Here is a 14,068-nt window from a genome sequence, read left to right on the forward strand (position 1 = left end):
GGCTAAAACGGGCTGAAACGGGCTGAAACGGGCCGCGTAACGGGGGCAGGGAACTGTGCTTTAATCGAATGGTCTGCCGTATTGTGGGCCTTTGCGGCCCGGGGAGGTGGCGCATCATGGCAAAGCATCCATTGCCGGGAAGCGATCGCGCGGTGGCCAGGGGCGCGAAGATCGCGGGTCAGTGCGATCCCCATGAAACGATCGACGTCGTCGTCACGTTGCGCAGGCGGGACGAACCGATATTTCGCGCGCTGGTGCGGGACATGGCCGCGGGCGAACCCGCGGCACAGCCCTTGTCGCGCGCCGCCTTTTCCAAGCGTTTCGGCGCCTCCGACGACGACCTCGCCAAACTTGCGGCATTCGCTGCGCAGCATGGCCTGACAATGGCCCGGGTCGACACGGCAGCGTGCACGGTCGTCCTGCGCGGGGCGATTGCGCAGTTCCAGCAAGCCTTCGACGTCACGCTTCACCAGTATGACTATCACGCAAGCGGCCAGTTTCGCGGCCGCACCGGCCCCGTCCATCTGCCGGATGAGCTTCGAGATGTCGTGACGGCGGTGCTTGGTCTCGACAACCGTCCGCAAGCCCGTCCGCATTTCCGGATTCGGCCGCCATTCCGGCCGGCCGCGACACCCCCCGCCATTGCGTTGAGCCCGCTGCAACTCGGTGCGCTGTACCGCTTTCCCGCCGGCGACGGCGCGGGGCAGTGCATTGGCATCATTGAGCTCGGCGGCGGCTATCGCCCCGACGACCTGCGTACCTACTTCGACGGGCTCGGCGTGGCGCGGCCGACCGTGGTTCCCATCGCCATACATGGCGGCGGCAATCAACCCAGCGGCGACCCCGGAGGCCCGGACGGCGAGGTGACGCTCGATATCGAGATCGCCGGCGCGTTGGCCCCGGGCGCCACGTTGGCCGTCTACTTCACCCAGAACAGCGATGCCGGCTTTCTCGACGCGGTGAGCCGGGCGGTGCACGACACGACACACAATCCTTCGGTCATTTCGATCAGTTGGGGCGGCCCTGAAGACGCATGGACGGCGCAGTCGCTGCGCGCTTTCGATACGGTGCTGCAGGAAGCGGCCGCGTTGGGTGTGACCGTATGCGCAGCCGCCGGGGACAACGGATCGGGCGACGGCGCGGGCGACGGGCGCGATCACGTCGATTTCCCTGCGGCGAGCCCGTATGCGCTCGCCTGCGGTGGCACGCGCGTGCAGGTGGCCGGCCAGCCACCGGACCAGACGATTGCGCTGGAAGTGGTCTGGAACGACGGCAGCGGCGGCGGCGCAAGCGGCGGTGGCATCAGTCGGGCGTTTCCGGTGCCGGCATGGCAGGACGGATTGTCGGTGCTGCGCGGCGTAGACGGTAGCGCTCCGTTGCCGGGGCGGGGCGTGCCGGATGTCGCGGGCGATGCGTCGCCAATGACCGGTTACGAAGTCCTGATCGACGGGGTGCGCACTGTCGTCGGCGGGACGAGCGCCGTGGCGCCGCTTTGGGCCGCCCTGATCGCACGCATCAACGTGGCCAAAGGCCGTCCGGCCGGGTATGTCAATCCGAAGCTGTATCGCGCCGCGGGCGTTTGCAACGACATTACGCAAGGCAACAACGGCACGTTCGCCGCGGCGCCGGGTTGGGACGCCTGCACAGGCCTGGGCAGCCCGGACGGCGAAAAGGTGGCGGCGGTACTTTGATCGTCGCGCGCGCCGGCGGGCGTAAGGAGGACGGGCGGCGAACCTCTGCAAAGGAGTCATCATGGCAAAGCGCGCAGGCGGGTCCGGCCATGCCGCCGATCAGGCATATTTCGACCCCACCGCATACGGCAACGGCCCCGACGACGCGATCACCGACGTCACGGAGAATGCCGCCGTCACGAAGCACACGGTGAAGATCGGTGGCCGCACGATTCGCTATACCGCAACGGCAGGCCACCTCGTCACCGTCGATCCGGGCAGTTCGCTGCCGAACGCCAAATTGTTCTACGTGGCGTTCACGGAAGACAATCAGCCGGAGCAGACGCGTCCGGTCACGTTCTTCTATAACGGCGGGCCGGGCTCGTCGGCGGTATTCGTGCTGCTCGGCTCGTTTGCGCCGCGCCGCATCAGGACGTCGATGCCGGGATTCACGCCGCCAGCGCCTTATGCCATGGAAGACAACCCCGACAGCTTGCTCGACAGGAGCGATCTCGTATTCATCAATCCGGTGGGCACCGGGTACTCGGCCGCGATTGCGCCGCACAAGAACCGAGACTTCTGGGGTGTCGATAAGGATGCCGAATCAATCAAGCAATTCATTAAACGCTTCCTCACGAAAAACAGCCGCTGGAATTCGCCCAAGTTCCTGTTCGGAGAATCGTACGGGACCGCTCGCAGCTGCGTGCTCGCGTACCGGCTGCACGAAGACGGCGTCGACCTGAACGGCATCACGCTGCAGTCGTCGATTCTGGATTATCGCCAGGCCGGCAACCCGGTCGGCGCGTTGCCGACGGCGGCCGCGGATGCCTGGTATCACGGTCGTCTGGGCGTGACCCCCGTGCCGGCGCAACTCGAGGCGCTCCTTGCCGACGCGGCCCAATTCGCGCGCACCGACTATCTGGCGGCGCTACGGAAGCTGCCGGCCGTCGACGCGGATGTCGTCGCGAAACTCGGCGAGTTCACCGGGATCGACGTGGCCACGTTGCGCGCGTGGCAACTCGACGTGGCTGCCTACGACAGCCGCGGCCATGCGTTGTTCCTGACGACGCTGCTGGAGGACAAGGGCGTGGCGCTCGGCGCCTACGACGGTCGTGTGACAGCGATCGACACCGGCATTGCCGGCAAGATCGATCCGAACTCCGGCGGCAACGATCCAACCATGACGGCGGTCACCGGCGTGTACACGACCATGTGGAATTTCTACCTGAACGAACAGTTGAAATTCACTTCGAACTCGTCGTTTGCGGATCTGAACGACCAGGCGTTCAAGTACTGGGATTTCGGTCACGTCGATCCCACCGGCGCGCAGCAAGGGCTCGATGCCCAAGGCAATACGATTCTGTACACGGCGGGCGATCTGGCCGCCGTGATGGCGCTCAATGTCGATCTCAAGGTGCTGTCGGCGAACGGCGTGTATGACTTCGTCACGCCGTTCTACCAGACCGTGATGGACTTGCAGCAAATGCCGCTCCTCAGCCAGCAGGTGCGGCAAAATCTCTCCGCGCGGTTCTACCCGTCCGGGCACATGGTGTATCTCGACGGGGCGTCGCGCACCGCACTCAAGGCAGACCTGGCTGCCATGTATTCGGCCGCTGTCGCCGATACGGCGGCGCTGGGGCGCGTGCGCGCCTTGCAGGCCCGCACGCGTGGCTAGCGCGGGTTCACGCCGCGTGGTCGCGACGCGCGGCGACAGCCGGAAGATGGTGCAGCAGCCATTGCGTGAGGTCGCGGATGACGGTCTCCCGGTCGAGATCGTTGAGGGTCTCGTGGTAGTGGCCCCGGTACATGCGCAACGTCTTGTCGGTCGAGGCGGCGCTGGCGTGCAGTTGTTCGCTGGCGTAGGGCGCCGTCAGACGATCCTCGGTGCCATGGAAAATGTAAAGCGGCAGGCGCAACGCATCGGCCCCCGTATGAATGCGGGCCATCGCGGAGAGCAGTTCTGCCGCGGTACGCGCCGGGGTGCCGCGGTAGACGTTCAGCGGATCGCGGCGGGCCTCCTCGACAACCGTCTGGTCTCGCGCGATCCGGGCGGGATCAATCTTGTAGACGGGGACGCGCGGCAGCCAACGGGCCACCCATCGGCCCAAGGTGAGCAGCCATGGCGGCACCGGTTCGCCCGGGGCGAGCGCAGGGCTGCTGAGCGCGAGGCCGCGCACGTCCGGCTGGCGCGTGATGGCGTACAGGGCAGCGATGGCGCCCCCCATGCTGTGGCCGAGCAGGAACACGGGCGTCGGGCCAAAGGTGGAGCGCACATGCGTGAGGAAGATATCCGTGTCGCCGAGGTAATCGTCGAACCGGTTCACGAAGACGCGCGCGCCGCTCGACAAGCCGTGTCCGCGCAAGTCGAACGTGACGGTCGCAAGATCATGGGTCGCGAAATGTTCGGCCAGCCGCCGGTAGCGTCCGCCGTGCTCGCCCATGCCGTGGATGATGGCCACCACGGCGCGCGGCGCGCGCTGATTGGGCCGCCAGCCTTGTACGTACAACGATTGGCCATCGCAGGTGTCGAGCCGGGATTCGGTGTGCAGCGTCATCGTGCGTCTCCTCTGCTTCGGCTGCGCGGGCGTGGCCGCATCGCGTCAAGGCCGGTCATTGTGGTGCGCCGAAGCGGCGTCCGGGTCGATATTCGATCATATTCATATGTCAGGCGCGTGGGATTCTCTAGAGGAAAGCCACCAGAAAGGCCTAGGAGTTCGGAACCGGATGTGATTAAAATAGCACGATCGTTCGGCGGGTGGGGCGTCGTAGATATCGTGCACCTGCTCACGCGACAGGGGGCAAAATGCCGGCCCATGACCTGTGCAACAAAATGCCAAAAAACAACATAATAAGTGTCATGCCGCGTGTGGTTATAATGGCAACGGATTGACGTAAACGTAACTTTGGAGCGAGTTCATGAGAATCCTGGTACCGGTCAAACGGGTGGTGGATTACAACGTTAAGGTCCGCGTGAAAAGCGACGGGAGTGGTGTCGACATTGCGAACGTGAAAATGTCGATGAATCCCTTCGACGAGATTGCGGTGGAAGAGGCGGTGCGCCTGAAGGAGGCGGGCGTGGCGACGGAGGTGATCGCGGTGTCGGCGGGCGTGGCGCAAGCGCAGGAGACGCTGCGCACGGCGCTGGCGATCGGCGCGGATCGTGCCATCCTGATCGAGTCGGACGAAGAATTGCAACCGCTGGCGGTGGCCAAGCTTCTCAAGGCGCTGGTCGACAAGGAACAGCCGCAGCTGGTGATCCTGGGCAAGCAGGCGATCGACGACGATTCCAACCAGACGGGCCAGATGCTGGCCGCGCTGGCCAAGCTGCCGCAGGCGACGTTTGCCTCGAAGGTGGTGGTGGCCGACGGCCGCGTGCAAGTCACGCGTGAAGTCGACGGCGGGCTGGAAACCGTCTCCCTGTCGCTGCCGGCGGTGGTCACGACCGACCTGCGCCTGAACGAGCCGCGTTATGTGACGCTGCCCAACATCATGAAGGCGAAGAAGAAGCCGCTTGAGACCGTCAAGCCGGCCGACCTGGGGGTGGACGTTTCGCCGCGTCTGAAGACGCTGAAAGTGGTCGAACCGCCCAAGCGCGGTGCGGGCGTGAAGGTGCCGGACGTTGCGGCGCTGGTCGAGAAACTCAAGAACGAAGCCAAAGTGCTGTAAGGAGAACGAGACATGAGCATTTTGGTCATCGCTGATCACGACAATCAAACGATCAAGGCGGCAACGCTGAACACCGTCACGGCGGCCCTCAAGTGCGGTGAAGACGTGCACGTGCTGGTGGCCGGTTCGAACGCCGGCCCGGCCGCGCAGGCCGCCGCGCAAATCGCGGGCGTAAAGAAGGTGCTGACGGCCGATGCGGCGTATCTGGGCGACGGCCTGGCGGAAAACGTGGCGGCGCAAGTCGTCGCGATCGCCGAAGGTTATACGCACATCCTGGCGCCGGCCACCGCCTACGGCAAGAACATTGCGCCGCGCGTGGCGGCATTGCTCGACGTGGCGCAAATTTCGGATATCACGAAGGTCGACAGCGCCGACACGTTCGAGCGTCCGATCTATGCAGGCAACGCCATCGCCACGGTGCAGAGCAGCGACCCCGTGAAGGTGATCACGGTGCGCGGCACGGGCTTTGATGCGGCGGCAGCCACGGGCGGCAGCGCGGCGGTGGAAGCCGTGCCGGCGGCGGCGGACGCAGGGCTTTCGCAGTTTGTCGGCCGCGAGGTGACGAAGCTGGACCGTCCGGAGCTGACCTCGGCGAAGGTCATCGTGTCGGGCGGGCGCGGCCTGGGCTCGGGCGAGAACTACACCAAGGTGCTGGAGCCGCTGGCGGACAAGCTGAACGCGGCACTGGGCGCCTCGCGCGCGGCGGTGGACGCGGGCTACGTGCCGAACGACTATCAGGTCGGGCAAACCGGCAAGATTGTCGCGCCGCAGCTGTATGTCGCGGTGGGCATCTCCGGCGCGATCCAGCATCTGGCGGGCATGAAGGATTCGAAGGTGATCGTGGCGATCAACAAGGATCCCGAAGCGCCGATCTTCAGCGTGGCCGATTACGGGCTGGTGGGCGATCTGTTTACGCTCGTGCCCGAACTGGTCAGCGCGCTCGGCTGACGCCGGCGCGGGGCGAGCGGCGGCTTGAACGTGCCGCTCGCCGGACCTGACCCGATGGGCGCACGGCGTGATCGCCGGCGCCCATTTTTTTACCCGTCCCCGCTTGCGGCCCGGCCGGCACCGATACCGACAATTCACTGCCAACGAAGCACTGGAGGAACGACATGAGTTATCAAGCGCCGATCAAGGACATACTGTTCGTGATGAACGAACTGGCCGGACTCTCGCATGTGGCGTCATTGCCCGGGTATGAGGATGCCACGCCGGAAACCGTGCAGGCCGTGCTGGAGGAGGCTGCGCGCTTCAACGAGGAGGTCGTCGCGCCGCTCAATGTCACGGGCGATCAGCAGCCGAGTACCTGGCGTGACGGTAATGTGACCACCACGCCCGGCTTCAAGGCCGCATTCAAACAGTTCGGCGAAGCCGGCTGGCAGGGCGTGCTGCACCCGCAGGAATTCGGCGGCCAAGGCCTGCCGAAGCTCGTGGCCACCGCGTGCAACGAAATGCTCAACGCCGCGAACCTGTCGTTCGCGCTGTGCCCGTTGCTGACCGACGGCGCGCTCGAAGCGTTGCTGACGGCCGGCAATGCGGCGCAACAGGCGCTGTATGTGCCGAAGCTGCTGTCGGGCGAATGGACCGGCACGATGAACCTGACGGAGCCCCAGGCGGGCTCCGACCTGGCGATGGTGCGCACGCGCGCAGAGCCGCAGGGCGACGGCACCTACAAGATTTTCGGCACGAAGATTTTCATCACGTACGGTGAACACGACATGGCCGAGAACATCGTCCATCTCGTGCTCGCGCGCACGCCGGACGCACCTGCCGGCGTCAAGGGCATCTCCCTGTTCATCGTCCCGAAATTCAAGGTCGATGCGAGCGGCGCGCTGGGCGAGCGCAACGACGTGCATTGCGTGTCGATCGAACACAAGCTTGGCATCAAGGCGAGTCCGACCGCAGTGCTGCAATTCGGTGATCATGGCGGCGCGCTTGGGCATCTGGTCGGCGAGGAGAATCGCGGCCTCGAGTACATGTTCATCATGATGAACGCGGCGCGTTTCGCGGTCGGCATGCAGGGCATCGCCGTGGCTGACCGCGCATATCAGAAGGCAGTCGCTTACGCACGTGAACGCGTGCAAAGCCGTCCGGTCGACGGTTCGGCCAGGGAGGCCGTGACGATCGTGCATCACCCGGACGTCAAGCGCATGCTCATGACGATGCGCGCGCTCACCGAGGGCGCGCGTGCGCTGGCCTACTTCGCCGCCGCCCAGGCGGACGTTGCGCATCATGATGCCAATCCGATCGTGCGCGGCGCGGCGCAGGCGATGTACGAGTATTTGGTGCCGATCGTGAAGGGCTGGGGCACGGAAATGTCGCTCGATGTCACGAGTCTGGGCGTGCAGGTTCACGGGGGCATGGGCTTCATCGAGGAGACAGGGGTCGCCCAGTACTATCGCGACGCGCGCATCCTCACGATCTACGAGGGCACCACCGCGATTCAGGCGAATGATCTCGTGGGACGCAAGACGCTGCGTGACCGCGGCGAAGTCGCGCGCGCGATCTGCGCGAAGGTCGCCGCTACGGAAACCGAACTGACGCAGGCGGGCGGCGTGGCAGGGAAGGTGGCCGAACGCCTGGCCGCCGGGCGAGAAGCGTTGTTGCGGGTGGTCGACTACGTGCTGGCCAACGCGAAAGACGATCCGAATGCGGTGTTCGCTGGCAGCGTTCCCTATCTGAAACTGGCGGGCATCGTGCTGTGCGGCTGGCAACTGGGGCGTGCGCTGCTGGCTGCGCAGGCGCATCGCGATGCGGATCCGCTGTTCTTCGATGCGAAAATTGCCACCGCGCGTTTTTTTGCCGATCACGTACTCACGCAAGCGCCCGGGCTGGCGACGACGATCACGGAAGGGGCGGATTCGGCGCTGCAACTCGACGACGCGCACTTCTGATCGCGCATCGCGGATAAAAAAAACGGCACTGCGAAAGCAGTGCCGTTTGCATGGGGTCCCCGCCACAGCCGCTGAGCCGGCATCCTGAACCGGGAGGTTCAAGGTGGTCGCGGTTAGTAACGCTTCGGGTTCATCGGGCTAAGCGACGCTCACACCAGCACTACAAACTTCCGCAACCTGCAGAGTTCATTGGTTCAAGGAATTTAAGGCCTTCGCGAACCAGGCAGGGAAAACTAACTTGTCGAACGCCTTCATGATACCGGAAAAATCGGCGGATGCATCAGCAAAAAAACTACTGAAAATCACGCCTGATATTGATCGATCACGGTCGTCAATCTATCGTTCATGCGCTGTATTGTACGCTGAATTTCTTCGGCGGGAAACGCCTGTCCGGCGGCGATGCTCTTTTCCAGCGCAAGCAAATCGGATGCCAGCGAAAGGGCTGCCATCACCGCAATCCGGTCGGTGCCGCGCACCGTGCTTTGCGCGCGGACCTTGTTCATTTCCGCGTCGACACGCGCCACGGCCGCACGCAGGTCGTCTTCATGTTCCGGCGGGCAGGCCAGGCGGTACGACTGCTCCAGAATCTGGACTTCAATCTGCTTGATGCTCATGCGGATTCACCTCCGGGGGCGCCGAGGAGATCCATCTGGCCCTCCGACTGGCTGTTGTTCGGGAGTTTTTCCAGGATCGCATTGAGGCGGACCTGGGCTTCGTCGATCTTGGCTGCAAGCTGGTCGCGCTGCAGGCGCAGGGCGTCGCGCTCCTGGCGCAACTGCTCCGCCGCGCCGCGCGTTTCCTCGCATTCGGCGCGTGCGCGCTCGAGCTCGGACAGCAGAGCCTGGTTGTGTTGATGGAAGCGTTGGCTGACCACAACCAACTGTTCAATTTTTTCGGTGAGATGTTCGAGATCGGTGAGCATCGGGCTGCGTCCTCTTGATTGCCCTACATTCTAACGGAATCGGCGGCCAATGCCCGACGAACGAGCATTGACGCTCATTCGATTGACCCCTACACTTGCGGCACTTCGGTGCTCGCGCCCGCCCCTCCGGCGGACGCAGTTAAACGGGAAACAGGGAGCCGCGCCCCACACGGCCTGGCCAACCTGTGCTGCCCCCGCAACGGTAAGTCATCATTCCGACCTTTTGGTTCCGGAATAGCGCCTCGCCATCATGCCACTGCAGACTTCGATGCTGCGGGAAGGCCGGCCAGCCGTGACGATGACCAGCCCGGATACCGGCCGGAAGGAGTGGGGAGCCGCGCCGCGCAGGCCATGCCTGCCGCGGCGCTTCGTCGTTGTTCGTACGCCGGTGCACCTTTCGTTGCCCATCGTAGTCCCGCGACGTGCCCCTTGCGCCATCGACCCGCGGGGGAACGGGACGAGGCAAACATCGATAACAACGGAAGTCAGACCTTATCATGCGCACCCACGCTCGCGCCATGGCGCCGCTCGCGCTCGCGCCCCTCGCATTGGCGCTCTCTACTGCAGTCGTTGCACCTTCGGCTTACGCCCAAAGTGCCGACGTCCAACTCGACCCGACGGTCGTGACGGCGTCGCGCACCGAGCAGAAGCTTACCCAAGCCCTCGCCGCGACGACCGTCATCTCGCGCCAGGATATCGAAAACAGTCAGGAGGCCGACCTGCCGAGCTTGCTGCGCGGCCGGGCCGGCGTCGAGATCGTCCAGAACGGCGGTCCCGGTACGTCGGCCAGTCTGTTCATGCGCGGCGCCAATTCGAACAGTTCGCTCGTGCTGATCGACGGCGTGCCTGTCAGCTCGGCCACGCTCGGCACGACGGCGATCGAGCAGCTGCAACTGTCGCAGATCGATCACATCGAAATCGTGCGCGGTAACGTTTCCGCGTTATACGGCTCGCAAGCCGTCGGCGGCGTGGTGCAGATCTTCACGCGCAAAGGCGGCGACCACGCGCCGCGCATGCACGCCGAAGTCGGTTATGGCCGCTACAACACGACGCAGGCCAATGCCGGCATCGACGGCGCGCTCGGCGAAGACCACAAGACGCGCTTCAGCCTCAACGTCTCGCGCTTTCATACCGACGGATTCTCTGCGCTGGACCCGCGTTTCGCACCCAGGGCCAATCCGAACAAGAACGGCTACGACAACACGAGCGTGACGGCCCAGTTATCGCGCCAGTTTGCGCAGGATTGGGAAGTCGGCGCGCGCCTGTATCAGAGCGATGGCAGCACGAGCTTCGACAACGCCTTCGGCAAACCCACCGACCTCAACGATACTGACAGCCGCGTGCGTCAGTTATCGACCTACGTCAACGGCCGTGTGACATCGCAATGGCTGACCAAGTTTGCCCTCACGCAGGGCGACGACTATAGCTATACGTACCTGAATGGCAACGGCAACGGCAACGTTCACACGTCGAGCAGCCAGATCGACTGGCAGAACGAATATGCGCTGAACGCGGAGCATAAGCTGCTCGCGGGGTATACGCGCCTGGAGCAGACGGTCGATGGTTCGACGGCGTTCGGGCATAACAATCGCCATGTCGATTCCGGCTATGCCGGCTACGAAGGCCAGGTCGGCCGCAACCAGTTCCAGGCAAACGTACGGCGTGACCAGTACTCGGACTTCGGCGGTGCAAACAGCTACTTCCTCGGCTATGGATTCCTTGTCACCCCGGAGTGGAAGCTGTTCGCCAACGCGTCGAACGCCTTCCGCGCGCCGACGTTCAACGAACTTTTCTACCCGGGCTTCGGCAATCCGAACGTGCAGCCCGAACGCGCCATCTCGAAGGAGTTGGGCGTGCAATACAACGGCGCTTTGGGGCTTGTGCGCCTGACAGCCTTTCAGACCGACTACACGAACTTGATCGCCACGGCGCTGGTCAATGGCCAGTTCCTCGCACAGAACGTGAAGAAAGCGCGCGTGCAGGGGGCCGAACTGACGTACAGCGCCAACTTGCTGGGCGTCGACGTGCGTGCCTCAGGCACGATGCAAAACCCGACCGACGAGCAGGCCGGCACGACGCTCCCCCGCCGCGCCCGACGCTTTGCCAACCTGTCGCTATCCAAAGCGTTCGGCAAGATCCGCGTCGGTGGCGATATCGTCTACAGCGGCGAGCGCATCGACACCGGCGCCCAGCATCTGGGCGCGTATGCCACGGTCAACGTGCAGGCACGGTACGATATCGACAAATCCTGGTATGTTTCCGCGCATGTCGACAACCTGTTCAACAAGAACTATCAAACCGCCTACGGCTATAACACGCCGGGCACCGCCGCCTACATCACGCTGGGCTGGAAGCAGTTTTGATGGCGCGCGTCATGCGTAAGCCCGCCTCGATGCCCATGGGGCGGGGCCGCGCATGACGTTGCCGCGGGCGCTTCGCATCTGGGGCCTGTTGGCCGCCGCCGCACTCGCCGTCTTGACGGTTTCCCTGATGCTCGGCAGCGTGCCGGTCTCGTTCGGCGCGCTCGTCGACCTCGTGTCCGGGCGCGGCGGCGGCATTGCCGGCGAGGTCGTCATGCGCCTGCGCCTGCCGCGCGCACTGGCCGCATTTGCCTGCGGCGGGCTGCTCGCGAGTGCCGGCGCGATGATGCAGGTGCTTCTGCGCAATCCGCTCGCCGATCCGTATGTGCTCGGGATTTCCGGGGGCGCCGCCGTGTTCGCGCTGGCGGGGCTGGCGCTGATGCTGCCGTTCGTGTGGGTCCAGGCCGGTGCCTTTGCGGGCGCGCTGGCCGCCATCGCGCTCGTCATGTCGTTGTCGCACCGCAGTTTCCTGCGCACGGGCGGCCACGACAGCAGTGCGCGCCTGTTGCTCACCGGCGTCATGCTCGCTGCCGGCATGGGCGCCGTCGCCACGCTGATTCTCACGCTCGCGCCTGACGCCAGCCTGCGCGGCATGCTGTTCTGGCTCACGGGCGATCTGAACGGCGTGGATTCGGTGGCGTTGCCACTCGGGGCGCTGCTGCTGGCGCTGCTGCTCGTCTGCCCGGTTGCGCATGAATTGAACGCCTTGCTGCGCGGCGACGCGGTCGCCCAATCCGTTGGCGTGGCGGTCGGCCGCTTGCGTCTGCGCATCTATCTGGCCGCGTCGCTCGCGACAGCCGTGGCCGTGACGACGGCAGGATCGATCGGTTTCGTCGGACTCGTCGTCCCCCACCTGCTGCGTCTCGGATTCGGCAACGATCAACGCATGCTGCTGCCGGCCTCAGCGCTCGGCGGCGGGATTCTGGTCATGGTGGCCGACCTTGCCGCGCGAACGCTGCTGGCGCCGACGCAATTGCCGGTGGGCGCGATCACGGCGCTGATCGGCGTGCCGGTGTTCCTGTGGCTCCTGTCGAAGCGTCCCCTGCCATGAGCGAAATCCTTATCGAGACGGCGAAGCTCACACTGTTTGCCGGCACGCGGAAATTGCTCGAGGGACTCAATCTGCGCGTCGCTGCAGGCGAATGCTGGTGTCTTGCCGGCCCGAACGGCGCCGGCAAGACGACCCTGCTGAGCACATTGGCGGGGTTGCGCCCCGTCGGCGTCGCCCACGGTCAGGGACGGATCCTCGTGCAAGGCAGGGCGTTGGCCGAATGGAAGCTCGACAGGCTCTCGCGCGTGCGGGCGCTGATGCCCCAGCAGACGCACGACGCGTTCGGCGCCACTGCGCTGGAAATCGTGCTCGCAGGCCGTCACCCGTATCTCGCGCAGGGCCGTTGGGGCGCCTGGGAGAGCGCGTCCGACCTTGCTGCCGCGCATGCCGCGCTCGACGCGGTCGCGATGTCGGCGTTTGCCGAGCGCGACGTGACGACACTCTCGGGGGGCGAGCGCCAGCGTGTCGCACTCGCGGCCGTGTTCGCGCAACACACGCCGTTGCTCCTGCTCGACGAACCCGTGTCGCACCTCGACCTGCATCACCAGATCGAATGCCTGGCGTTGTTGGCCGCGCGCGCGGCCGAGAGGACGTCGGCTGCGTTATTCTCTTGCCATGACCTCAATCTGGCGCGGCGTTTCGCGACGCACGCGCTGCTGCTCGACGGCCGCGGCGGCTGGCGTGCAGGCCCGGCCGGCGAGGTGCTGAGCGCCGAGTATTGCAGCGACGCCTTCGGCTATCCGCTGCGTCTGATTCGCGATGGCGAGGACGAAGCGCTTGTACCCGTGCGGCGTGCGTGACCCCATGCGGGGTTGCGCGTTTTCCATCATTCGTCATTGACTTACCGCTATCCATGACAACAGACACCTCTGATATTCCTGACGGTTCCGAGATCCCGGCCGACGACGGCCGCAACGAGCGTCATCGCGCGCGCATGGTGCGCAAGAAGGCCGTCATTGACGACAAGATCGCACAGGCAACACGCGACTGCGGCGTCATTGTCGTCACGACGGGCAACGGCAAGGGCAAGTCGAGCTCCGGTTTCGGCATGGCGGTCCGAGCCATGGGGCACGGCATGAAAGTCGGCATCGTCCAGTTCATCAAGGGCGCCATTCCCACCGGCGAAGAGAAATTCCTGCGCCGCTTTCCGGACGAGTGCCAGTTCTTCGTCATGGGCGAAGGCTACACGTGGAATACGCAGGACCGCACACGCGATATCGCCAAGGCGGAAGCGGCGTGGGCGCAGGCACGTGCGTTGTTGCGCGATCCGGAGATCGGGCTGGTTTTGCTCGACGAGTTGAATATCGCGCTCAAACTCGGCTACCTCGATTGTGCCGCGGTGATCGCGGACCTCGAGGCGCGTGCGCCGATGCAGCATGTGGTGATCACCGGCCGTGGCGCGCCGCAGGCGCTGATTGACGCGGCGCACACGGTGACGGACATGACGCCGGTCAAGCACGCTTTCGCGCAGGGCATTCGCGCGCAAGCCGGCGTGGAGATGTAAC

General features: G+C 64.9%; 12 protein-coding genes, 1 other RNA gene and 1 riboswitch. Of the genes, 9 read left to right on the plus strand and 4 right to left on the minus strand.

What is annotated here, in order from left to right; all coding sequences use genetic code 11:
• Positions 1-113 precede the first annotated feature (113 nt).
• Together PTE30175_RS00975 and PTE30175_RS00980 are read left to right on the plus strand one after the other, a co-directional pair.
• The gene (locus tag PTE30175_RS00975; protein ID WP_191628773.1) at positions 114-1,691 is read left to right on the plus strand and encodes a S53 family peptidase; all 1,578 of its coding nucleotides are present in this window, start codon (positions 114-116) and stop codon (positions 1,689-1,691) included.
• Positions 1,692-1,752: 61 nt separating this feature from the next.
• Positions 1,753-3,345, plus strand: coding sequence for a S10 family peptidase (locus PTE30175_RS00980; protein ID WP_150695180.1), 1,593 nt, complete (start codon positions 1,753-1,755; stop codon positions 3,343-3,345).
• Positions 3,346-3,352: 7 nt separating this feature from the next.
• Here the strand turns inward: PTE30175_RS00980 and PTE30175_RS00985 are convergent, their stop codons facing one another.
• Positions 3,353-4,225 carry an alpha/beta hydrolase gene (locus tag PTE30175_RS00985; protein WP_150695181.1) on the minus strand — a complete coding sequence of 291 codons (873 nt, stop codon included), beginning with the start codon at positions 4,223-4,225 and terminating at the stop codon, positions 3,353-3,355.
• Between the two features lie 361 nt (positions 4,226-4,586).
• Between PTE30175_RS00985 and PTE30175_RS00990 the strand changes: the two genes are divergently transcribed.
• The 3 genes from PTE30175_RS00990 to PTE30175_RS01000 all read left to right on the plus strand — a co-directional run bounded on the left by PTE30175_RS00990 (position 4,587) and on the right by PTE30175_RS01000 (position 8,230).
• Complete coding sequence (locus PTE30175_RS00990; protein ID WP_150695182.1) at positions 4,587-5,336, plus strand: electron transfer flavoprotein subunit beta/FixA family protein; 750 nt, start codon at positions 4,587-4,589, stop codon at positions 5,334-5,336.
• Between the two features lie 12 nt (positions 5,337-5,348).
• Complete coding sequence (locus PTE30175_RS00995; protein WP_150695183.1) at positions 5,349-6,284, plus strand: electron transfer flavoprotein subunit alpha/FixB family protein; 936 nt, start codon at positions 5,349-5,351, stop codon at positions 6,282-6,284.
• 164 nt (positions 6,285-6,448) lie between these two features.
• Complete coding sequence (locus PTE30175_RS01000) at positions 6,449-8,230, plus strand: acyl-CoA dehydrogenase (protein ID WP_150695184.1); 1,782 nt, start codon at positions 6,449-6,451, stop codon at positions 8,228-8,230.
• Positions 8,231-8,282: 52 nt separating this feature from the next.
• Here PTE30175_RS01000 and ssrS read toward each other — a convergent pair.
• The 3 genes from ssrS to PTE30175_RS01015 all read right to left on the minus strand — a co-directional run bounded on the left by ssrS (position 8,283) and on the right by PTE30175_RS01015 (position 9,152).
• A non-coding RNA gene (gene ssrS / locus PTE30175_RS01005) (6S RNA) lies at positions 8,283-8,463 on the minus strand.
• Positions 8,464-8,532: 69 nt separating this feature from the next.
• A complete protein-coding gene (locus tag PTE30175_RS01010; RefSeq protein ID WP_150695185.1) occupies positions 8,533-8,844 on the minus strand; it encodes a cell division protein ZapA in 312 nt (103 codons plus the stop codon).
• The gene (locus PTE30175_RS01015; RefSeq protein ID WP_150695186.1) at positions 8,841-9,152 is read right to left on the minus strand and encodes an ATPase; all 312 of its coding nucleotides are present in this window, start codon (positions 9,150-9,152) and stop codon (positions 8,841-8,843) included. The genes PTE30175_RS01010 and PTE30175_RS01015 overlap by 4 nt, the downstream gene beginning before the upstream one ends.
• 90 nt (positions 9,153-9,242) lie before the next feature.
• Positions 9,243-9,489, plus strand: a riboswitch (cobalamin riboswitch).
• 160 nt (positions 9,490-9,649) lie between these two features.
• On the opposite strand from PTE30175_RS01015, the gene PTE30175_RS01020 reads away from it, so the two are divergent.
• The 4 genes from PTE30175_RS01020 to cobO are packed head-to-tail and all read left to right on the plus strand — an operon-like array spanning position 9,650 to position 14,067.
• Complete coding sequence (locus PTE30175_RS01020) at positions 9,650-11,515, plus strand: TonB-dependent receptor plug domain-containing protein (protein WP_150695187.1); 1,866 nt, start codon at positions 9,650-9,652, stop codon at positions 11,513-11,515.
• A gap of 52 nt (positions 11,516-11,567) precedes the next feature.
• Positions 11,568-12,563, plus strand: coding sequence for a FecCD family ABC transporter permease (locus PTE30175_RS01025; protein WP_150695188.1), 996 nt, complete (start codon positions 11,568-11,570; stop codon positions 12,561-12,563).
• The gene (locus tag PTE30175_RS01030; protein WP_150695189.1) at positions 12,560-13,363 is read left to right on the plus strand and encodes an ABC transporter ATP-binding protein; all 804 of its coding nucleotides are present in this window, start codon (positions 12,560-12,562) and stop codon (positions 13,361-13,363) included. The genes PTE30175_RS01025 and PTE30175_RS01030 overlap by 4 nt, the downstream gene beginning before the upstream one ends.
• A gap of 53 nt (positions 13,364-13,416) precedes the next feature.
• Positions 13,417-14,067, plus strand: a complete 651-nt coding sequence (gene cobO / locus PTE30175_RS01035) for a cob(I)yrinic acid a,c-diamide adenosyltransferase (RefSeq protein ID WP_150695190.1) — start codon at positions 13,417-13,419, stop codon at positions 14,065-14,067.
• The last annotated feature ends 1 nt before the right edge of the window (position 14,068 follow it).

Source organism: Pandoraea terrae (assembly GCF_902459695.1).
GTDB lineage: Bacteria > Pseudomonadota > Gammaproteobacteria > Burkholderiales > Burkholderiaceae > Pandoraea > Pandoraea terrae.